Annotated in this window: 20 protein-coding genes; 7 read left to right on the top strand and 13 right to left on the bottom strand. The window is 65.8% G+C overall.

What is annotated here, in order from left to right; translation table 11 throughout:
- Positions 1-5: 5 nt before the first annotated feature.
- Entirely contained in the window at positions 6-1,139 is a 1,134-nt protein-coding gene (locus LH19_RS19090; RefSeq protein ID WP_054731352.1) for a dipeptidase, read from the bottom strand.
- A gap of 212 nt (positions 1,140-1,351) precedes the next feature.
- Here LH19_RS19090 and LH19_RS19085 point away from each other — a divergent pair, with 212 nt between their 5' ends.
- Genes LH19_RS19085 through LH19_RS19075 form a run of 3 tightly spaced genes read left to right on the top strand, consistent with a single transcriptional unit; the run spans position 1,352 to position 4,125 of the window.
- The gene (locus LH19_RS19085) at positions 1,352-2,011 is read left to right on the top strand and encodes a DUF1013 domain-containing protein (RefSeq protein ID WP_234715612.1); all 660 of its coding nucleotides are present in this window, start codon (positions 1,352-1,354) and stop codon (positions 2,009-2,011) included.
- Positions 2,012-2,014: 3 nt separating this feature from the next.
- A complete protein-coding gene (locus LH19_RS19080; protein ID WP_054731350.1) occupies positions 2,015-3,154 on the top strand; it encodes an MBL fold metallo-hydrolase in 1,140 nt (379 codons plus the stop codon).
- Entirely contained in the window at positions 3,151-4,125 is a 975-nt protein-coding gene (locus LH19_RS19075; protein WP_234715969.1) for a TraB/GumN family protein, read from the top strand. The genes LH19_RS19080 and LH19_RS19075 overlap by 4 nt, the downstream gene beginning before the upstream one ends.
- On the opposite strand, the gene LH19_RS19070 is transcribed toward LH19_RS19075, so the two are convergent.
- Positions 4,097-4,372, bottom strand: coding sequence for a hypothetical protein (locus LH19_RS19070; protein WP_054731348.1), 276 nt, complete (start codon positions 4,370-4,372; stop codon positions 4,097-4,099). The two genes, LH19_RS19075 and LH19_RS19070, sit on opposite strands and share 29 nt — an antisense overlap.
- A gap of 126 nt (positions 4,373-4,498) precedes the next feature.
- Here LH19_RS19070 and LH19_RS19065 point away from each other — a divergent pair, with 126 nt between their 5' ends.
- Positions 4,499-5,683: a DUF481 domain-containing protein gene (locus LH19_RS19065; protein ID WP_234715968.1), complete on the top strand. Its 1,185-nt coding sequence runs from the start codon at positions 4,499-4,501 to the stop codon at positions 5,681-5,683.
- On the opposite strand, the gene LH19_RS19060 is transcribed toward LH19_RS19065, so the two are convergent.
- From LH19_RS19060 to LH19_RS19020, 9 genes are all read right to left on the bottom strand, one after another.
- A complete protein-coding gene (locus LH19_RS19060) occupies positions 5,680-6,138 on the bottom strand; it encodes a VOC family protein (RefSeq protein ID WP_054731346.1) in 459 nt (152 codons plus the stop codon). The genes LH19_RS19065 and LH19_RS19060 overlap by 4 nt on opposite strands.
- Positions 6,139-6,148: 10 nt before the next feature.
- A complete protein-coding gene (locus tag LH19_RS19055; RefSeq protein ID WP_054731344.1) occupies positions 6,149-7,687 on the bottom strand; it encodes a M20/M25/M40 family metallo-hydrolase in 1,539 nt (512 codons plus the stop codon).
- A gap of 93 nt (positions 7,688-7,780) precedes the next feature.
- A complete protein-coding gene (locus LH19_RS19050; RefSeq protein WP_054731342.1) occupies positions 7,781-8,266 on the bottom strand; it encodes a hypothetical protein in 486 nt (161 codons plus the stop codon).
- A gap of 84 nt (positions 8,267-8,350) precedes the next feature.
- Positions 8,351-9,886 carry a M20/M25/M40 family metallo-hydrolase gene (locus LH19_RS19045; protein ID WP_054731340.1) on the bottom strand — a complete coding sequence of 512 codons (1,536 nt, stop codon included), beginning with the start codon at positions 9,884-9,886 and terminating at the stop codon, positions 8,351-8,353.
- Positions 9,887-9,997: 111 nt separating this feature from the next.
- Complete coding sequence (locus tag LH19_RS19040) at positions 9,998-10,474, bottom strand: hypothetical protein (RefSeq protein ID WP_145923524.1); 477 nt, start codon at positions 10,472-10,474, stop codon at positions 9,998-10,000.
- 3 nt (positions 10,475-10,477) lie between these two features.
- Positions 10,478-12,001, bottom strand: coding sequence for a fumarate hydratase (locus LH19_RS19035; protein ID WP_054731337.1), 1,524 nt, complete (start codon positions 11,999-12,001; stop codon positions 10,478-10,480).
- A 72-nt stretch (positions 12,002-12,073) separates the two neighbouring features.
- Complete coding sequence (locus tag LH19_RS19030; protein ID WP_201258380.1) at positions 12,074-12,937, bottom strand: hypothetical protein; 864 nt, start codon at positions 12,935-12,937, stop codon at positions 12,074-12,076.
- A gap of 34 nt (positions 12,938-12,971) precedes the next feature.
- Positions 12,972-13,436, bottom strand: a complete 465-nt coding sequence (locus LH19_RS19025; RefSeq protein WP_054731335.1) for a Fur family transcriptional regulator — start codon at positions 13,434-13,436, stop codon at positions 12,972-12,974.
- A 128-nt stretch (positions 13,437-13,564) separates the two neighbouring features.
- Positions 13,565-13,999 (bottom strand): MerC domain-containing protein, encoded by a 435-nt coding sequence (locus tag LH19_RS19020; protein WP_082395905.1) that lies wholly within the window; start codon positions 13,997-13,999, stop codon positions 13,565-13,567.
- 150 nt (positions 14,000-14,149) lie between these two features.
- Between LH19_RS19020 and LH19_RS19015 the strand changes: the two genes are divergently transcribed.
- Complete coding sequence (locus tag LH19_RS19015) at positions 14,150-14,683, top strand: hypothetical protein (protein WP_054731334.1); 534 nt, start codon at positions 14,150-14,152, stop codon at positions 14,681-14,683.
- Positions 14,684-14,685: 2 nt separating this feature from the next.
- On the opposite strand, the gene LH19_RS19010 is transcribed toward LH19_RS19015, so the two are convergent.
- Entirely contained in the window at positions 14,686-16,353 is a 1,668-nt protein-coding gene (locus LH19_RS19010; RefSeq protein WP_054731331.1) for a long-chain-fatty-acid--CoA ligase, read from the bottom strand.
- A 126-nt stretch (positions 16,354-16,479) separates the two neighbouring features.
- Here LH19_RS19010 and LH19_RS19005 point away from each other — a divergent pair, with 126 nt between their 5' ends.
- Positions 16,480-17,028: a hypothetical protein gene (locus tag LH19_RS19005; RefSeq protein WP_145923523.1), complete on the top strand. Its 549-nt coding sequence runs from the start codon at positions 16,480-16,482 to the stop codon at positions 17,026-17,028.
- A gap of 32 nt (positions 17,029-17,060) precedes the next feature.
- Complete coding sequence (pabB, locus tag LH19_RS19000; protein ID WP_201258379.1) at positions 17,061-18,881, top strand: aminodeoxychorismate synthase component I; 1,821 nt, start codon at positions 17,061-17,063, stop codon at positions 18,879-18,881.
- On the opposite strand, the gene LH19_RS18995 is transcribed toward pabB, so the two are convergent.
- Entirely contained in the window at positions 18,878-19,069 is a 192-nt protein-coding gene (locus tag LH19_RS18995) for a hypothetical protein (protein WP_145923522.1), read from the bottom strand. The two genes, pabB and LH19_RS18995, sit on opposite strands and share 4 nt — an antisense overlap.
- Positions 19,070-19,174: the final 105 nt, after the last annotated feature.

Genomic DNA, 19,174 nt, shown 5'->3' with positions numbered 1-19,174 from the left:
GACCGTCAGCCGACGACGTCGGCGATGATGCGCAGCCAGTTGCCGCCGAGGATCTTGACGATATCGGCTTCCTTGTAGCCGCGCTTGATCAGGCCGGCCGTCGCGAAGCGCCACTTCTTCGCGTCGTTCATACCCTCGGTACCGAACGGATAGCGGAAGCGGTAGCTCGACTTGAAATAGGGTTCGCCATAGGCGTCGAGGAATTCCTGTTTCTGCTTGGGATCGGTCGGCCAGCCGCGGATCAGCGTGTCGGTGCCGAAACCGACATGATCGACGCCGACCAGCTTGACGATATGATCGACGTGATCGAGCCAATGTTCCATCGTCACCGGGAAATCGCGCTTCACCATCGTGTTGACCGTGGTCAGCCCCATCACGCCGCCCTTCTTGGCGAGCGCGCGGATGATCTCGTCCGACTTGGTGCGCGGATGCTCGTTGAGCGCCGCGCAGTTGGAATGCGAGATGATCGGCGGGCGCTTCGAAAAGGTGATCGCGTCCATCGTCGTCTGGGCGCCCGAGTGCGACGAATCGACGAGGATGCCGACCTCGTTCATCCGGTGCACCGCGGCGATGCCGAAGTCGCTGAGCCCGGCATTGGTGCGCTCGGTCGACCCGTCGCCGAGCAGATTGCGTTCGTTGTAGGTCACCTGCATCACCCGGATGCCGAGGCCGTGGAACATGTCGATATTGTCGAGTTCGCCGTCGATCGGCGCGTTCTGGAAATTGAGCATCACCGACGTCTTGCCCGCCGCCTTCGCGCTGCGGATGTCGGCGGCCGAGCGCGCCGGCGCGATGATCGTGTTGTTTTCCGCGATGAACTTGTTCCACGCGACGCAATCGGCGATGCCGTTGTCGCGCGTGAAGCCGTTCATCATGTAACTGCCGCGCGGGCTCTCGGGACGTCGCACGCCGAGCGTCGTGCTCATCGTGGTGAGGCCGCTCAGCTTGATCTGTTCCAGCCCGCTCGCGTCGCGAAATTCGTCGCACAGCATGTCGATGATGATCGACTCGTTATAGAGCGCGTCGGCATCCTTCATCAGCGGCGCGATGTCCGCCGCCTTGCCCAGTGCCGGGGCCGCCCAGGCGAAGGCCGCCAGTGCGCCGCCACCCCGGATGATATCGCGCCTGCTGATCGTCATCTTCGCTGTCCTTCCCTGTTGCGACCCGCCTTGCCGGCCATCTTGATATCGAATTTAGTATACGATATTCTGTCGATTGCCTAGGGCTAAGTGACCCGATACGCGCGCCGCGCAGGGCCTTGCCGCCATCGCCGATCCGGTATAAGGCCCGTCTCAATGTCCGGCCGCCCCGCGAGGGGCGGCCCTTATTATTTCCGCCTGGAGATTTCGTCATGGCCAATGCCAACCCGACCCCGTTGATGCCGCACGCGACCGCCGCCTGGCTGGTCGACAACACCGGTCTCACTTTCGCGCAGATCGCCGAATATTGCGGCATCCACATTCTCGAAGTGCAGGCGATCGCCGACGAGACCGCGGCGACCAAATATACCGGCCGCGATCCGGTCCGCGCGCACGAGCTGTCGATGGACGAAATCGAGAAGGGCCAGCAGGACCCGAATTACAAGCTCAAGATGAGCGTGCAGGCACAGGACACGATCCGCCGCACCCGCGGCCCGCGCTACACCCCGGTCAGCAAGCGCCAGGACAAGCCCGACGGCATCGCGTGGATCCTGAAGAACCACCCCGAGGTGTCGGACGGCGCGATCGGCAAGCTGATCGGCACGACGCGCAACACGATCGGCGCGATCCGCGACCGCAGCCACTGGAACAGCGCCAATATCGTGCCCAAGGACCCGGTGACGCTCGGCCTCTGCTCGCAGCGCGAACTCGACGCGCTCGTGGCCAAGGCGGCGAAGAAGGCCGGGATCAAGGCGCCCGAGGACAGCCGTTTCGAAGGCGACCGCGAAGCGCTGCTCGAGGAACTGCGCGCCGAGCGCACCGCGGCCAACGAAGCGCGCGCCGCCGAGGAAGCCGGCGAAGAACAGGCCTGACGCATGGCGGGCGGCGACGAGGACGACATCCCGGCGGTCAGCGGCTCGCCGGACGCCTCGCTGACGCAGGACGACAGTTTTACCGCGACGAGCCGCGCCGGGCTGACCTATCCGTGGGGCGACGCCGCGCCGGGGGCGGGCGAGACGATCCGCATCGCCGACGGGATCAGCTGGGCGCGCATCCCGATGCCGGGCTCGCTCGGCCATATCAACAGTTGGCTGCTCGACGACGTTACCGCTGACGGGGGAGAGGGCGTTGCGGTCGTCGACACCGGCGTCTGCCTGACCATCTGTTCGGATGCGTGGAAGGCGCTCTATGCCGGCGCGCTGAAGGAAAAGCGTATCACGCGCGTCATCGGCACGCACCTCCACCCCGACCATATCGGGCTCGCCGGCTGGATCGCGAAAAAGCAGGACGTCCAGCTCTGGATGACGCGCGGCGAGATGCTCACCGCGCGGATGATCGTCGGCGATACCAGCGAGACGGTTCCCGACGAGGCGCTGGTCCAGTCGCGCGCCGCGGGCTGGGACGACGAACAGATCGAGGCGCAGAAAAACGGCGGCTGGGGCCGCTTCGGCCTCGTGACCTACCCGCTGCCGCGCAGCTACCGGCGGATCAAGGACGGCGACCTGCTCGACATGGGCGCGCATCAATGGCGTGTCGTCGTCGGGTCGGGACACAGCCCCGAACATGCCTGCCTGTGGAACGAACGCGCGGGGGTGCTGGTGTCGGGTGACCAGGTGCTGCCGCGGATCAGTTCGAACGTTTCGATCAACATCACCGAACCTGACGCCGACCCGCTCGGCGAATGGCTGGCGTCGATCGACAAGCTGATCGCGACGGTGCCCGGCGACGTCATCGTCTGCCCGGCGCATGGCGAACCGTTCAAGGGGCTGCACGTCCGCCTGATGGCGCTCCGCGACGAGCATCGCATGCGGCTCTATAATCTGGCCGAAGCGATCGCGAAGGAACCGATGCGCGCGGTCGACAGCTTCCCCCTGCTCTTCAACCGGCCGATCGGCCCCGAGCAATTGGGCATGGCGACCGGCGAAGCGCTCGCGCATCTCCAGCGGCTGGAGGTCGAGGGGCGGGTGGGCCGCGAGGATCGCGACGGCGTCTGGTGGTATCACGGGGTCGCATGAGCCTTGCTCATGCCCTGCTGCTTGCCGCCGCGACGGTAGCGGTCCCGCCCGCTGCCGCGCCCGAGACACAGGCCCCCGCGACGGACTCCGATGACGAGATCGTCGTCACCGCGCGCCGTTCGGGCGCGCCGATGTGGACGATCGACACTTCCGCCGGCGTGATCATCCTCGTTGGCGAGATCGCCGCGGTTCCTAAGGCAACGCCGTGGCGGCCCGAGCGGCTGGAAGGCGCGACCGACCGCGCGCAGCGCGTCATTCTCGGTACCAAAGCGAAGGTGTCGCCGGGCGACATCTTGCGGCTGATCTTCAAGGGCGGCGCGCTCACCAAATTGCCCAAGGGGCGCGTCGCCGCCGACTATCTCGACGCGCGCCAGATGCAGCGGCTGCGGGCACTCGAAACCCGCTTCGATCAGGATTATGCGCGCTCGAACTTCCTGATGACGGCGTTCGACCTGCTGTCGAAGCGCCTGTCGTTCAACAAGGATACCGCCGACGACGCGTCCGACGTCGTCCGCAAGGCGGCGCGCCAGTCGAAAATTCCGACGCAGCCCGTCGGCGAGGTGCGCGGCGAGGACATGCTCGACAACCTCTTCGCCGCACCGCCCGAAACGCACATCGCCTGCCTCGACGCGGCGATGGCCGCGACCGAGGCCGGCGGCGATATCGTGACCGACCGCGGCCGCGCGTGGACCGAGTTTGACGTGCCCGCGGTGATGGCCAATCCATTGGAGGAAGCGCTCGGGCGCTGCTGGCCGTGGACGAACGACGGTTTCGGTTCGGAGATCCGCCAGCAATGGGTTGGCGCGATCAACGACGCGGCCGCGCAGCCCGGCGTGACGCTGGCGGTCGTGCCGCTGCGCGTGCTGGCCGAGCCGGACGGCGTGCTCGACAGGCTTGCGAAGCAGGGCCTCAGGATCAGCGGACCCGTGTGGCGCGGCGACGTCACTTCGGCCGGTGCATCACCCAACTGAACGCCATCGCGTTGAAGATCGTGTAAAGGCCATAGACCATCAGCGCGGTGAACCAGTTACGCGTCGCAATCGCCATCGCGCCGACCAGCAGCAGGAATTCGAAGACATAGGTGATATTGGGCCCGACCTTGTCGGTCATCGGTTTCAGCATTTGCTGCACGAGCGGATCGTCGCTTTCCATGAAGGCGCGATGCATCGCGAAATTGCCGACGCCGGCGCAGAAAATGGCGATGATCGCGATCCACATGGTTTTGGAATGGGGCAGGCGGGGTGGAAATGCCAGCGTCTTTACGGTTATAGGGATGCATCGACGCGCGCCGGCCGCGCCCATGATCGAACGAACCCGGCTTCTGCCCCCAGAGAAGGACCTTCGGTGACAGCCCTCCCCCGACTGGCACTGCTTTGCCTGCCGCTGACCATGCTTGCCTCCCCCGCACTGGCGGCGCAGGAGCCCGTCGACCCGCCGCAACCGAATCCCGCGCTCGCCGACCCGGTGCTCGCCAACCCGGTTCCGGTACCCGAAATCATCGTGCGTCCGCCGGCATTGCCCGATGCGGCGCGCGCGATGATCGAGGCCGCGATGGCCAGCGGTGCGGACGCCGATGTCGAAGCGGTGGTCAAGGCCGCGCGAATCGCCAATCCGCGCAACATTGCCGAAATCGACGCGATGCTGGCGGAGTATCGGGGCATCTATCCGCCGGTGCTCCCGCCCGACCCGGCGGGCGAAATGCTCGCCGCGGCGATCGCGGGCGGCAAGGATGCCGATGTCGAGGCGGTGGGAAAGCTGGCGAAGGCCACCTATCCCGACGAGGCGGCGAGGATCGATGCAGAGCTCGTCGCCTATCGCGCCGAACGCAAGCGGGTGAGGGACGAGGCGGCGGCAGCAGCGCGGGCCAAGCTCGCGAGCGCCAAAATCTGGCAGAACTGGAAAGGCGAGGGGCAGATCGGCGCGACGCTGAGCACCGGCAACACCAGTTCGAAGGGGCTCAGCGCCGGCATCGCGCTCGCCCGCAAGGGGCTCGACTGGAACTACAAGTTTCGCGCCCAGGCCGATTACCAGCGCAGCAATGGCCGGACCTCCGTCGAACGCTTCCTTGCCGAACTCGAACCGCAATATCGGGTCAGCGACCGCGCTTTCGCCTATGGCCTCGGTCGCTGGGAACAGGATCGCATCCTCGGCTACGACACGCGCTGGAATGTGTCGGCCGGGCTCGGTTACAAGGTGGTCGACAAGAAGGAGCTGTCGCTGAGCCTGAAGGGCGGCCCGACTTGGCGGCATACCGACTATATCACGGGGCTCACCGACAGCGAACTGACGGGGCTCGCGGGTCTCGATTTCGGCTGGCAATTGTCGCCGACCATCCGCGTCACGCAGGTCGCCTCGACGATTTTCGGTGAGCGCAACGTCGCGGTGAGTTCGCTGACCGCGCTCAACGCCAAGCTCACCGGCGCGCTGTCGGCGCGGCTCGCCTATTCGGCCGAACTCGACACCAATCCCCCGCTAGGAATCGAAAAGCTCGATACGCTGACGCGCTTTACCTTGGTCTACGGCTTCTAATCGAACGCCTCGGCGCCGCCGATCTGCTCGCCATCGGCAAGCAGGCCGACGCCGGGGACATGGTTGAATTCGATGCGGATGCCGTCGGGGTCCTCGAAGAGCACCGAATAATAGCCCGGCGCCCACGGCTCCTCCTGCGGCGCGTGGACGATGTGGATATCGTCGCGCGCGCTCAGAAAGGCATGGACGGCGTCGATCGCGGCGCGGTCGCGCATCCGGAAGCAGGCATGGTGCAGTCCGGGCGCGCCCTGATCGAAACGTTTGCCGGCGTTCTCGGGGCTAGGCGTGCGGATGCCGATCGCCGTACGCCCGCCGACACCATAAAGCATATGCTCGCTGTCGAGCACCAGCTTGAGGTCCAGATAGGCGATCATCGCGCGCCAGAAGGCGGTCGAGCGCGCGAAGTCGCCCGCCGTCAGGATGACGTGCGCGACGCCGTTGAGATCTCCCGCCACGGCTTCGCCCCTATTTGATCGCCGCGAGCGTGTAGAGGAACTCGGCATAGCCCATCGTCGCATCGACCAGCCCCGCGACCTTGGGATTGGTCGAATCGATCAGATAATATTCGTCGGGAGCATGCGCGCCCGAGCCATGGCCGATGCCGAAATGGCCGGCCGGGATCGATACCGGCGGCGCGGTGAAGGTCGCGCCGGGCCAGCTTCCCGCCATGCGCGCGTTGAGGCTCGCATTCACGCCGAGCTTCTTATAGGTCGCCAGCTCGCTGCGGATCAGGCTGCTCTTCTCGTCGACCTCGGTCGGGTCATAACCGCCCGAGACGTTCACCTCGACGTCGGTGAAGCCATGTTTGTCGAGATGCGCGCGCAGCTTCTTCTCCGCCTCGGCGCGCGTCTGGTTGGGCACGAGACGCAGGTCGAGCTTGGCGACCGCGCGGCCGGGCAGCACGGTCTTGCCGCCCGGGCCGGTATAGCCCGCGACCAGCCCCTCGATATTGACCGTCGGTTCCTGCGCAAGGCGGATCAGCGCGTCGTCATAGGACAGATTGTCGATCCAGTGGGTGACGCCGAGCGCCTGCTTCATCTGCGCTTCGTCATTGTCGGCCTTGGCCGCCTCGCGGATCAGCGTCTTCTCGCGTTCGGTCAGCGGGCGGACATTCTCGAACCAGCCCTCGATCGCCGGGGTGTTGCCGTCCTTGGTGACGAGCGTCTGCAGCGCCTGCACCAGCCGCCAGGCCGGCGAATCGACCATCGCCTTCAGGCTCGAATGCACATCCTTCTTCGGCCCGCGGCCCCATTTCTCCCCGCTCGCCACCAGTTCGAGTTCGATGATCCCCTTCGACCCCAGGTTGACCGCGACATTGCCGCTGCTGTCCTGTCCCGGCATCGGAATGAAGATGCCCTCGCATTTCTTGAGCGCGGCCAGGATGTTGGGCTTGGTTGCGATCTGCCGGAAGTGCGGCGATCCGATTTCCTCCTCGCCTTCGCAGACGAGGACGATGTTGACCGGCAGCTTGCGTCCGGCGGCGCGGATCGCGTGCAGCGCGGCGAGGAAGGTCGCCTCGGGACCCTTCTGGTTCACCGCGCCGCGGCCCATGATCGACTGGCCGAAGCCGGGGCGGTCGACCATCTTGCCTTCGAGCGGCGGCGACGACCATTCGGCGGGGTCATATTGCTTGACGTCGTACATGAAATAGATGCCGAGCGTGCGCTTCGCCCCGACGTCGATCGTCCCGAACACCCCGGGATGCCCATCGGTTGGCACGATCTCGACATTGGTGAAGCCTGCATCCTTGGCGAGTTCGGCCATATAGGCCGCGCCCTCGGTCATATTGCGGTTCTCGGCGGCGATCGAGGGAAGGGCGATCCAGTCGCGCAGCCGCTTGATCGACGCATCCTTGCCGGCCTCGACCGCCTTGCGGACGTCGCTCATCGACCCCGCCTGCGCGAGCAGCGGCAGCGGCTGCATGAAGGCGGCGCCGGCCCCCAGCATCGCGGTGCCGCGCAGCAGGTCACGGCGATTCAGGCGGTCGAGCTCACGGAAATCCATCATGCGTCCCCTCTCTGGTTCGTATGCGAAGCAATGTGCCGATCCCGCACCGAAACGCAAGCGCGTGTCGGGGATTTACCTGTGACGCCGCCGTTACGCGATCGGCCGGGCGTCGATTTCGCGGGCCAGGAAGTCGAGAATTTTCGCCTTGTCTTCGGCGGGCTCCGGCTGGGCACGGAAGGCAGCGAGGCCGGCGAAGATCATCAGCAGCGGAATGCCGGCAAAGATGGTCGCGAACAGGCCGGCGCCGGGGATATAGAGAAAGGCGAGGATGCCGCCGATGACGAACAGGGACAGGAAACCGACCCAGATATAGGGGAAGTAGCGCGCGCCGGGCGGCGTGCCGAAAGTGCCGGTGATCCGCGTGCCGCCCCGGTACGAATCCATCACCGCGTCGAGCACGGGTTCCATATTGGTGCGCGAATTGCGCTGGCGATAGCGCAGCACCATGTCGCGTTCGCTGCCCTTGCCGTAAACGCGCGCCTTCGCACCCGGCATCGGATCGTCCATGATCCGCTTCAGCGTGCGCGCGATCTGTTCGGGCGAATGGGGCGAATAAAGGTCGATGGCTTCTTGCATGGGCCGGCATCATTCTCCGGGTCGGGGACCCGGAGAATGAACGAAAGCCCGGCCGGTGCAAGCCCCCGAAGGGGCGCCGCTACGCTATTTGATCGCCGCGAGCGTGTAGAGGAATTCGACGTAGCCCATCGTCGAATCGACGAGCCCGGCGACCTTGGGATTGGTCGAATCGATCAGATAATATTCGTCGGGGGCGTGGGCGTTGCCGCCGGTGCTGAGCCCGAAGCGGCCGACCGGTACCGATACCGGCGGCTGGGTGAAGGTGCCGCCGGGCCAGCTTCCCGCGAGGCGGACGCTGAGGTTGGGCCGCACGCCGAGTTTCTTGTAGGTCGCGACCTCGGCGCGGATCAGCGCGCTGTTCTCGTCGGTCTCGGTCGGGTCATAGCCGCCCGAGATATTCACCTCGACATCGTTGAAACCACGCTTGTCGAGATGCGCGCGCAGCTTTTGCGTCGCCTCGGCGCGCGTCTGGTTGGGAACGAGGCGGAGGTCGAGCTTGGCGACGGCGCGGCCGGGGAGGATCGTCTTGCCGCCGGGGCCGGTATAGCCCGCGACGAGCCCCTCGATATTGACCGTCGGCTCCTGCATCAGGCGGACCATCGCATCTTCGAGCGACAGATCGTCGATCCAGCGGGTGACGCCCAGATCGTCCTTCATCTGCGCTTCGTTGGTATGCTTGATCGCGTCGCGGATCATCGCCTTTTCGCGATCCGAAAGCTTGCGGACATTTTCGAACCAACCGTCGATCGCCGGGGTGTTGCCGTCCGGCGTGACGAGCGTCTGGAGCGCCTGCACCAGCCGCCAGGCCGGCGAATCGAGCATCGCCTTCAGGCTGCTGTGCACATCCTTCTTCGGTCCGCGGCCCCATTTCTCGCCGCTCGCGACGAGTTCGAGTTCGATGATGCCTTTGGCGCCGAGCTCGATCGTCGCGCCGCCTTCCATGTCCTGCATCGCGGTCGGCATGAAGACGCCGTCGCACTTCTGCAGCGCGGCCAGAATATGCGGCTTGGTGACGAGCTGGCGGAAATGCGGCGAGCCGATCTCCTCCTCGCCTTCGCAGATCAGGACGAGGTTGACCGGCAGCTTGCGGCCGGCGGCGCGGATCGCGTGCATCGCGGCGAGGAACGTACCCTCGGGCCCCTTGTGGTTGGCGCTGCCGCGCCCGACCATCGTCATGCCGAGGTTCTTGCGTTCGACCATCTTGCCTTCGAGCGGGGGCGACGACCATTCGGCGGGGTCGTACTGCTTGACGTCGTACATCAGATAGAGGCCGAGCGTGCGCGGCGCGCCGACATCGAGCGTCGCAAAGACGCCCGGGTGGCCGTCGGTCGGGACGACTTCGACATGGGTAAAGCCCGCGTCCTTCGCGAGTTCGGCGAAATAGGCCGCGCCCTCGGGCATGTTGCGATCTTCGGCGGCGATCGAGGGCAGCGCGACCCAGTCGCGGATGCGCTTGATCGAGGCTTCCTTGCCGGCCGCGGCGGCCTTGCGAATATCGGCGAGCGATCCCGCCTGCGCGAAAAGCGGCAGCGGCTGCAGGAAAGCGGCGCCCGCCCCGAGCATCGCGGTGCCGCGAATGATGTCGCGGCGGTTCAGTCGATCGAAATCGCGGAAGTCCATCTGGCGTCCCCCTTATGATATGGAATTGGGGGGCGTTTTCGAACGCGCGGGCGCGGAAGGCAAGGCGACAATGCCTATGTCTGAGGCTGAGTTTGTCTGGCGCGGCGGGCGCTAGCTATATTCGTGTCGTGCGCCGCCGCCGGTCGCCAATTCCAGAAAATCCACGAGCGGAACCGCTTCGCGACGATCGTTGCTCGCGAGCAAGAGCAGCAGCCCGAATGCCAAAACCGTCAGGATGATGACCACGAAAAAGGACATGTCACGGATGCCGTCCTGAAAGGCCAAAAATGCAAGGATAGGCATCATCAGTCCGCAGAGTGTCAGATAGAGGATGCCGTTCAAGTCCGAACCGGCCCGCCCGGAGATGCTGCAACCGGCGTGATCTTGGCGCATCCAGCCAATCAGCATCGGACCGTTGCTCTGGAACAGGCTGTTCCAGAGACAGATGAAGCGTCCCAAAATAAAGCCGCGGGGACCATTGTCGGGGCTATACCAGACCAGTTTGCATTCCCTGATACGGCGTTTGCTTTCGACCAGGTCGAGCGACGTCTTCATTGCAAACGCAAATCCAAACGGCCGGAAGGCCATATTCTAGGCCTTCTCCAGCAGCCCCTCGTCCTTAATCCGCTTTTGCCACAGCGCCGGCGCGTTGACGTGGACATTCTGGCCTTCGCTGTCGACCGCGACGGTCACCGGGAAGTCCTGCACCTCGAACTCGTAGATTGCTTCCATGCCGAGGTCGGCGAAACCGACGACCTTGCTGCCCTTGATTGCACGCGCGACCAAATATGCAGCGCCGCCGACCGCCATCAGATAGGCGCTCTTGTGCTTCGCAATCGCCTGCGTCGCGGCGGGGCCGCGTTCGGCCTTGCCGACGCAGGCGAGCAGGCCCTGTTCGAGCATCATGTCCATGAACTTGTCCATGCGCGTCGCGGTGGTCGGGCCCGCGGGGCCGACGATTTCTTCGCCGACCGGATCGACCGGGCCGACATAATAGATGACGCGGCCTTTGAACTCGACGGGCAGTTCCTCGCCCTTCGCGAGCATGTCGGCGATGCGCTTGTGCGCGGCGTCGCGGCCGGTGAGCATCTTGCCGTTGAGCAGCAGCCGGTCGCCCTGCTTCCAGCTCGCGACGACCTCCGGGGTCAGCGCGTCGAGGTCGACGCGGATCGCCGCCTGATCGGGCTTCCAGTCGATCTGCGGATAATCGGCGAGCACCGGCTTTTCGAGATAGGCGGGGCCGCTGCCGTCGAGCGTCACATGGGCATGTCTTGTTGCGGCGCAGTTCGGGATCATCGCAACGGGCTTCGACGCGGCGTGCGTCGGCCAGTCGGCGATCTTGACGTCGAGCACGGTGGCGAGGCCGCCGAGCCCTTGCGCGCCGATGCCGAGCGCGTTGACCTTTTCATAAAGCTCGATGCGCAGCTCCTCGGTCGGGTTCGACGGGCCGCGCGTGAGCAGCTCGGTCATGTCGATCGGGTCCATCAGCGACTGTTTCGCTAGCAACATCGCCTTTTCGGCGGTGCCGCCGATACCGATGCCGAGCATGCCCGGCGGGCACCAGCCGGCGCCCATCTGCGGCACCATTTCGAGCACCCAGTCGACGATCGAATCCGACGGATTCATCATCTTGAACTTCGACTTGTTCTCGCTGCCGCCGCCCTTCGCGGCGACGTCGATCACGACCCTGGCGCCGGGGACCATTTCGACATTGAGCACCGAGGGCGTGTTGTCCTTGGTGTTGACGCGGCTGAACGCCGGATCGGCGAGGATCGAGGCGCGGAGCTTGTTGTCGGGGTGGAGATAGGCGCGGCGCACCCCCTCGTCGACGACCTGCTGCAGGCTGCGCGGGCTATCGAGGCGGCAGTCCATGCCCCATTTGATGAACACGGTGACGATGCCGGTATCCTGGCAGATCGGGCGATGCCCCTCGGCGCACATGCGGCTGTTCGACAATATCTGCGCCATCGCGTCCTTCGCGGCGGGCGACACTTCGCGTTCGTACGCCGCGGCCAGCGCACGGATATAGTCCATCGGGTGGAAATAGCTGATGTACTGAAGCGCGTCGGCGATCGTTTCGACGAGGTCGTCTTCGCGGATGATGACGGTGTTCATGGGTGCAGCCCCCTTTGCCCTGTTTCAGGATTCGGGTCTCCCTAGACCCAGCGAAGGGCGACGGAAAGGGGGTTAGCGATCCGATTTGCGGCGGCCGAAGCGGCGGCGCGGCGCAGAGCGGAAGGCCGGCTCGGCCTCGCCGCGGTCGGCGGCGCGGCGAATTGTCGACCGGCGCTCGAAATCGACGAGCGGACGCTTGCGGACGAGCGCGCGCCAGCTGCCGATCGTCGCCATGCCGAGCAGCACGATCCAGCCGCCGCCGATCGATGCGACCAACGTCCAGGCGAAATCGGGCGGAGCCACGAGCGCCATCGCCACCGGCAGCGTCGCGCCGATCACCAGCGTTCCCGCGAACTGCCACCAGCGCCCCATCTGTGTCATCGCATGCCCGATCACGACATTGGTGATCGCGAGCAGCAGGAATTTTGCGCCGACCGGCCAGGGCAGGCTGGCCATAGCGGGCGAATAGTCGCCGATCGTGAAGGCGGCCTGGATGTCGAGGAGCAGCCAGTTCTCCCATGCGTCGCAAAGCGCCGCAAGGACGGGCAGGGCGGCCGCCGCGAGCAGGTGGCGCGCCCTGATTTCGCGCCACAGCGCGATGCAGCCGCTGGCGAGGAAGCCCGCGTAGAGCAGCATGTAGACATAATCCTGCTCGTTGCCGCTGCGCATCGCGGCGAGGCGCGAGACCTGCAGCGGGTCGCTGTCGGGCCCGAAGATGCCGAGCAGGTCGGCCTGGCTGCGCGCGAATTCGAACGCGATCACCGGCGAACCATAACCGGCAGCGATCGCCGGGCCCGATGGCGGGAAGACCTGCGTCAGCGACAGGCCGAAGACCGTCGTCGCGACGCCGAGCAGCGCGGTGAGTGCCCACCATCGCGTCGGCGCGGGCTCGCGCATGCGCTGCGCGTCGAACCAGTGATGGAGCCCCCCGACCATCGTCTAGATGTCCGGCGGAGCGGCGACGCTCACCTTATTGGCACTCGGCGCATTTGCCGCGCACCTCGATGACCGGGCGTTCGGCGGCGAAACCGGTCTTTTCGGCGGCGGCACGGACGCCGCCCGATAGCTTGTCGTCGTCAACATGCACGGCGCTGCCGCAACTGTCGCAGATCAGGAAGATGCAGTCGTGCAGGCAGCCGGGGTGGCTGTTGGCGACAAAGGCGTTGGCGCTTTCGACGCGGCGGACAAGGTTGTTGGCGACGAACAGGTCGAGGATGCGATAGACGCTGTTCGGCGCGACACGCTTGCCGCGCTTTTGCGACACGATGTCGGCGATTTCATAGGCGCTCGCCGGCTTGCCGATTTCGGCGACGGCATCGAAAATCTGGGCGCGCATGTCGGTCCACGCTTCGCCGGCGTCCTCGAGCGCGCTTTGCGCAGCCTTGGCGAGCGAGGCGCCACTGGCCTCGACGTGCGGATGATCATGTTTGCCCATGGCGTTTTCCTATGTCGCCCCCGATGATGCCGCGAAATGTCGCGCGGCGCCGATCTATCCCTGATGGAGACAATGTAGGCTGTTTGGGGGGCGCCCGCAAGCTGCGGACGGTCCGTTCCGGCGGCGGATCAGTGGCTGGCGCGGCGGTTGAGGTCGTGGCCGAGCGCGACGACGGCGACGCCCACCATCGTCGCCAGAACCTCGCTGCCGTCATGTGGCCGCGACAGCGCGCCGGCCATCATGCCGAGCCCGAAGCTGCCGACCGCGAACGGCATCATATAGCCGTGGCTGAGCACGCCCGAGACGAGCGTCACCAGCGCGAAGCCGATCGCGATGATCAGGCCGATTTCGTGGAACAGATGATTTTCGAGGAACACCCCGCCGACCGACGCGATCGAGGCGAAGAAGATCGTCGTCGCGAGGCAGTGGACGAGGCACAGGCCCGACAGTCCCATCGCGAGCTGATCGCCGTTGAGCGAGGTCAGTGGCCGCGAATCGCGCGCAGCCCGAACGATCGCGCCGAGGCGCGTCAGGGCAGGGGCGTGGCTGGCGACGTGCGTCACCCGATTCTCTCCATTAAAAAAACTCAGCCTCGATATGGCATAACATGACAAAGGTTACAACATCTCATCCGAACAAATCACCTTTGCCGGGACATCGTCCCGCTCTATCCGTTTCGGCGCTGGCGATGCGCCGCCGAGGGGGTGTTCTAAATGTGGAAATGGTTTGCGTTGCTGCTCTGCGTCTCTTCGGCTTGCTCTGTGCCGGTACAAGGCTCGGGGGCGCTGCCGACCAAGGTTATCGACCCAAATTATTCGATCGAGCTGACTGGGGATTGGGTTCGCGACGAGCAGGAGGATCCTGAGCAGCACAGTTTTTCATCGGCGTCGCTCGATACCCGACTGGTTTCGTCGGCGATGGGGATAAACGCGCGCGCTGATCAGACCGAGATGATCGCCAATAAGATGGCCGAGTTTAGGCTCAAGGCTGAGGGGGAGGTTGCTGCTGCGGTGGGGAGGCACATAACCGTGACCGAGCCGGTGGTGGTTGAGCGGCCTTGGGGGCATGCGATCGCCTATCGGGGTGAGGACAATCTGGGGCGTCAGTTCAATTATTCCGGAATCGTCACAACGAAGGCGGTCATCAGCATCTATGTCGAATCGGCGAGCAAATCCGAGACGGAGCTTCGCGCGATATTGGACGCGGTGGTCGGTGGTTTGACATTTGATCGAACCGCAATCCGGTAATTTCAGCCCTCCGCTTCCGCCCGCAGCGCCTTGCGGTCGAGCTTGCCGATCATCGTCTTGGGCAGGTTCAGCCGCACCTCGACCGCGCTGACCCGTTCGTGCTTGCCGAGCTGCCGGTTGAGCCATGCGGCGAGTTCCTCGCCGGTGGCGCTGAACCCGTCTTCGAGCGTCACGAACGCCTTCGGCACCTCGCCGCGATAGGCATCGGGGACGCCGAGCACGATCGCTTCCTTCACCGCCGGATGTTCGTGAAGATGCGCCTCGATCACGCTCGGATAGACCTTGAAGCCGCCGACCGCGATCATGTCCTTCAGCCGGTCGACGATGCGGACATAGCCATCGGCGTCGATCGTCGCGACGTCGCCGGTGCGCAGCCAGCCGTCTTCGGTGAAGCTGTCCTTGTCGGCGTCGGGGCGGTTCCAATAGCCCTGCATGATCTGCGGCCCCTTGACCACCAGCTCGCCGGGCTCGCCCGCCGGCGCCGCCCGCATCGGGTCTTCCTTGTCGACAAGGCGCAGGTACGTTGCCGGCAGCGGCTGGCCGATCGTGCCGGGCTTGACCGGTCCGTCATAGGGATTGGTCGCGACGACGCCCGAGCTTTCGGTGAGGCCATAGCCTTCGACCAGCGACGCCCCGGTGGCGGCGACGAATTTTTCGCGGAGTTCGGCGGGCATCGGCGCGCCGCCCGAGATGCAGACGCGCAGGCTGGAGAAATCGGTCTTCGCGAGATCGGGATGGTCGAGCAGCGCTTGGTACATCGTTGGCACGCCGGGCAGCGCGGTCGTTTTCGTCCGCGTGATCGCTTCCAGCGCCTGTTTCGCGTCGAAGCGGGGCAGCATCGTGATCGTCCCGCCATTGAGGACGGTGCGGTTGAGGACGCAGGTGTTGGCGAAGACATGGAAGAAGGGGAGGACGCCGAGGATGCGGTCGTCGGCGTCATGGTCGGGATCGATCGCATTCACCTGCCGCGCGTTGGCGGTCAGATTCTGGTGCGTCAGCTTGGCGCCCTTCGGCGTGCCGGTGGTGCCGCCGGTATACTGGATCAGCGCGATATCGGTTGCGGGATCGATCGCCACCGGATCGGGGCGGCCGTCATTGGCGACCAGCGCCGAAAAACGCGTGATGCGCGGGTCGTCGGGAAGCGGCGCGGTCTCCTTGCGTTTGAACAGGCGATAAAGCATCGACTTGGCGGCGGGCAGCCCGCCGGCGACCGAACCGACGACAAGGTGGCGCAGGCTCGATCCGTCGAGCACCGCGAGCGCGGTCGGCAGTAATGCCGCGGCGCTGATCGTGAACAGGATGTCGGTGCCCGAATCCTCGACCTGCGCTTCGAGTTCGGCGACGGTGTAGAGCGGCGAGAAATTGACCACCGTCGCGCCGGCGGCGAGCGCGCCATAATAAGCGGCGACATAGTGCGGGACGTTGGGGAGGAACAGGCCGACGCGGCTGCCCTTGCCGATCCCGCGCTGCTGCAAGCCGCGCGCGACGCGGGCGGCACCGCTCGCGACCTCGGCATAGCCGAAGCGGCGGCCGAGGAAGTCGAGCATCGGCGCATCGCCGCGCCGCGCGACGCTGGCGGCCAGCATGTCGGGAAGCGACAGCGGCGCAAACTCCTGATCCCAAGCCGTCGGATGGCGGTAATTGGTCGACCAGTCATAAGGGCTGTCCATTGGGCGTTTTGTCCTCGGCTTTTCGTTACTGACATCACTCTAAGCAGCGTTGCGGCATATCGCAATCTTGCGGCGCGGCGGCGAGGCGGCTAGTCCATGGCGGATATCGGCAAGGGGAATGGGCAGATGGCAATGCAGCGACCGGTTTCGGCGATGCTCGCGGGTGCATGCGCCCTGATTGCGCTGGGCGTGTCCCCCGCCTTCGCCAAGGAGAAGGAGCCGCCGCCGACCCCGGCGCAGGTCCAGCAAGTCTATGACTGCCGCGCCATCTCCGACACCACGGCGCGACTGGCATGTTTCGACCGGCAGGTCGCGGCGCTGCAACAGGCCGAGGTCGCGCGCGACGTCAATTTCTTCGACCGCGCATCGGCGCAAAAGGCGCGGCGCGGCCTGTTCGGTTTCACGCTGCGCGACCTGCCCTTCTTTGGCGGCGGCGACGACGACAAGGAACAGATCCAGCGCCTCGAAACCACCGTCGCCTGGGCGCGCCGCTATGATTACGACAAGATCCGCTTCGAGATCGAAGACGGGGCCGTCTGGGCGCAGACCGACCAGACGATCCTGCCGCGCGACCCGAAAACGGGCGACAAGGTGTCGATCTATCCCGGCGTGATGGGCAGCTATTTCGCCGAGATCGGCGGGCAGAAGCGTATTCGCGTGAAACGCGAGCGCTGACCCGCGGATCGGCGGGAAGCGCGCGGCAGGCGATGATCGACCTATTGCAATCCCCGCCCGGGCCCGATTGCCCGCCCTTCATCCTGCTCGACGACGCGCGGGCTGTGGGCGCGGTGCCGGCGCGGCTGTTCCGCGATCCAGTCGAGGTGCTGACGGCGCGGCACGCATCCGAAATCGCCGATCTCTTCGTCGCACTCGAAGCGGCGCAGCGCCGCGGCCTCTATGCTGCGGGCTATCTGGCCTACGAAGCGGGCAAGGGGCTGGCGCCGGCGTGGCGCGGGCCGGCGCGCGATGGCGCCGGCGAGGCGACGCCGCTCGGCTGGTTCGGCCTGTTCGAGCGGGTCGAGCGGATCGACGCCGACGCCATCGCGGCGCTGCTCCCCGATCCCGCCGGCGCGTGGGTCGGCAAGGCGGCGCCGCGGATCGCGCGCGCCGATTATGAGGCGGCGGTCCGCCGCGTGCTCGACCTTATCCGTGCCGGCGACATCTATCAGGCGAACCTGACCTTTCGCGCCGACGTTCCCGTCGCCGGCAATCCGCTGGCCATCCACGCGCGGCTGCGGCGGACGGCGCGCGCGGGCTATGGCGGGGTTCTCTGGACCGGTAGCCAGGCGATCGTCTCGCATTCGCCCGAGCTTTTCTTCGCGCTGCGCGGCGGCGAGGTGATGGCGCGGCCGATGAAGGGGACGGCGGCGCGGCTCGCCGATCCCGACGCCGATGCGCAGGCCGCGGCCGAACTCGCGGGCGATCCCAAGCAGCGCGCCGAAAATCTGATGATCGTCGACCTGATCCGCAACGACCTGTCGCGCGTCGCAGCGCCGGGGTCGGTCGCGGTCCCCGATCTCTTTCGTGTCGAAAGCTTTCCAACGATCCACCAGCTGGTGTCCGACGTCGCCGCGCGGCTCCCCGAGGGCACAGGCGCGGTCGACGTGCTGCGCGCCGCCTTTCCCTGCGGATCGATCACCGGCGCACCCAAGGTGCGCGCGATGGAGATCATCGACGAGCTGGAGGCGGATCCGCGCGGGCTCTATACGGGATCGATCGGTTTCATCGAACCCGGGGGCGATGCGGCGTTCAATGTCGCCATCCGGACATTGGTCTTTCCACACAATGGCTTGCGGGATGGCGCAAATCGGGCCACGCTGGGATTGGGATCGGGAATTGTCGCCGACAGCGTGCCGGGCGAGGAATGGCGCGAATGTCTGGCCAAGGGGGAATTTGTGAGCAGGGCGGGCGAAAGCTTCGATCTTCTGGAAACCATGCTTTTCGATCCGGTCGACGGTGTCCAGCGGCTCGAGGGGCATCTCGCACGGATGAAGGCGAGCGCCGATGCGCTCGGTTTCGCCTTCGACCGGCACGGCGCCCGCAACAGCCTGCAATCGGCGACCTTCCGGCTGCGCAGCGCGGCGCGGGTGCGGATGCGGCTGGCGCCGTCGGGCGCGCTGGCGGTCGAGGTGTCGCCGCTGCCACGGCTTGCCGAATTGCCGGTCCCGGTCGCGGTGCGGCCGTCGCCGATGACCGCCGACGATTTCCGCCTTGCCCACAAGACGAGCCTGCGCGCCGCCTATGACGCGGCGCGGCACGAGAGCGGCACCGCCGAGGTGATCTTCGTCGACGAACCGGGTTTCGTCACCGAGGGGAGCTGGAGCAACGTCTTCGTCGAGCGCGACGGCTTGCTGCTCACTCCGCCGCTGGCGCTCGGCCTGCTGCCGGGCGTGCTGCGCGGCGAGCTGATCGAAAAGGGGCGCGCGGTCGAATCGCACCTGCGGACCGCCGACCTCGCCGACGGTTTCTTCATCGGCAATTCGCTGCGCGGCCTGATTCCGGCGCGGCTGGCGGACGGGCAAGTTTAGGGTCCGTACTCGATTTCCACGCCGTCGAGGCGCCCAAATGGCGAACAGATCGGGCCGAAAGACGCGCTGGGAAGGCTGGCGGCCTTTCCAAGCGGCTTTCGGGCCGAGATGGAAGCCATTTGGGCGTCCCGCAGGGATTTGATCAAAATGGCCCATTGCTTCGTCGAGAAGCCTTGAAATATCGACATATTCCTTCGCCTTCTCTCCTCGCACTGAGCCATTTTGCTTCAAACCTCGACGGCGTGGAAATCGAGTACGGACCCTAACCCTCGTCCTGCATAGGTAAATTATCA

Source organism: Sphingopyxis macrogoltabida, assembly GCF_001314325.1.
In the GTDB taxonomy this organism is placed as follows: domain Bacteria; phylum Pseudomonadota; class Alphaproteobacteria; order Sphingomonadales; family Sphingomonadaceae; genus Sphingopyxis; species Sphingopyxis macrogoltabida.
The sequence above is the reverse complement of the archived record's forward strand: the minus strand, read 5'-3'. Positions and strand labels throughout refer to the sequence as shown.

What these genes read in the sequence shown, in the direction of transcription:
- LH19_RS19005 (WP_145923523.1), top strand. Translation starts at nt 16,480, where the DNA reads ATGGCAATGCAGCGACCGGTTTCGGCGATGCTCGCGGGTGCATGCGCC.
- LH19_RS19080 (WP_054731350.1), top strand. Translation starts at nt 2,015, where the DNA reads ATGGCGGGCGGCGACGAGGACGACATCCCGGCGGTCAGCGGCTCGCCG.
- pabB (WP_201258379.1), top strand. Translation starts at nt 17,061, where the DNA reads ATGATCGACCTATTGCAATCCCCGCCCGGGCCCGATTGCCCGCCCTTC.
- LH19_RS19015 (WP_054731334.1), top strand. Translation starts at nt 14,150, where the DNA reads ATGTGGAAATGGTTTGCGTTGCTGCTCTGCGTCTCTTCGGCTTGCTCT.
- LH19_RS19025 (WP_054731335.1), bottom strand. Translation starts at nt 13,436, where the DNA reads ATGGGCAAACATGATCATCCGCACGTCGAGGCCAGTGGCGCCTCGCTC.
- LH19_RS19090 (WP_054731352.1), bottom strand. Translation starts at nt 1,139, where the DNA reads ATGACGATCAGCAGGCGCGATATCATCCGGGGTGGCGGCGCACTGGCG.
- LH19_RS18995 (WP_145923522.1), bottom strand. Translation starts at nt 19,069, where the DNA reads ATGTCGATATTTCAAGGCTTCTCGACGAAGCAATGGGCCATTTTGATC.
- LH19_RS19010 (WP_054731331.1), bottom strand. Translation starts at nt 16,353, where the DNA reads ATGGACAGCCCTTATGACTGGTCGACCAATTACCGCCATCCGACGGCT.
- LH19_RS19045 (WP_054731340.1), bottom strand. Translation starts at nt 9,886, where the DNA reads ATGGACTTCCGCGATTTCGATCGACTGAACCGCCGCGACATCATTCGC.
- LH19_RS19055 (WP_054731344.1), bottom strand. Translation starts at nt 7,687, where the DNA reads ATGGATTTCCGTGAGCTCGACCGCCTGAATCGCCGTGACCTGCTGCGC.
- LH19_RS19075 (WP_234715969.1), top strand. Translation starts at nt 3,151, where the DNA reads ATGAGCCTTGCTCATGCCCTGCTGCTTGCCGCCGCGACGGTAGCGGTC.
- LH19_RS19085 (WP_234715612.1), top strand. Translation starts at nt 1,352, where the DNA reads ATGGCCAATGCCAACCCGACCCCGTTGATGCCGCACGCGACCGCCGCC.
- LH19_RS19040 (WP_145923524.1), bottom strand. Translation starts at nt 10,474, where the DNA reads ATGGCCTTCCGGCCGTTTGGATTTGCGTTTGCAATGAAGACGTCGCTC.
- LH19_RS19030 (WP_201258380.1), bottom strand. Translation starts at nt 12,937, where the DNA reads ATGGTCGGGGGGCTCCATCACTGGTTCGACGCGCAGCGCATGCGCGAG.
- LH19_RS19050 (WP_054731342.1), bottom strand. Translation starts at nt 8,266, where the DNA reads ATGCAAGAAGCCATCGACCTTTATTCGCCCCATTCGCCCGAACAGATC.
- LH19_RS19070 (WP_054731348.1), bottom strand. Translation starts at nt 4,372, where the DNA reads ATGTGGATCGCGATCATCGCCATTTTCTGCGCCGGCGTCGGCAATTTC.
- LH19_RS19035 (WP_054731337.1), bottom strand. Translation starts at nt 12,001, where the DNA reads ATGAACACCGTCATCATCCGCGAAGACGACCTCGTCGAAACGATCGCC.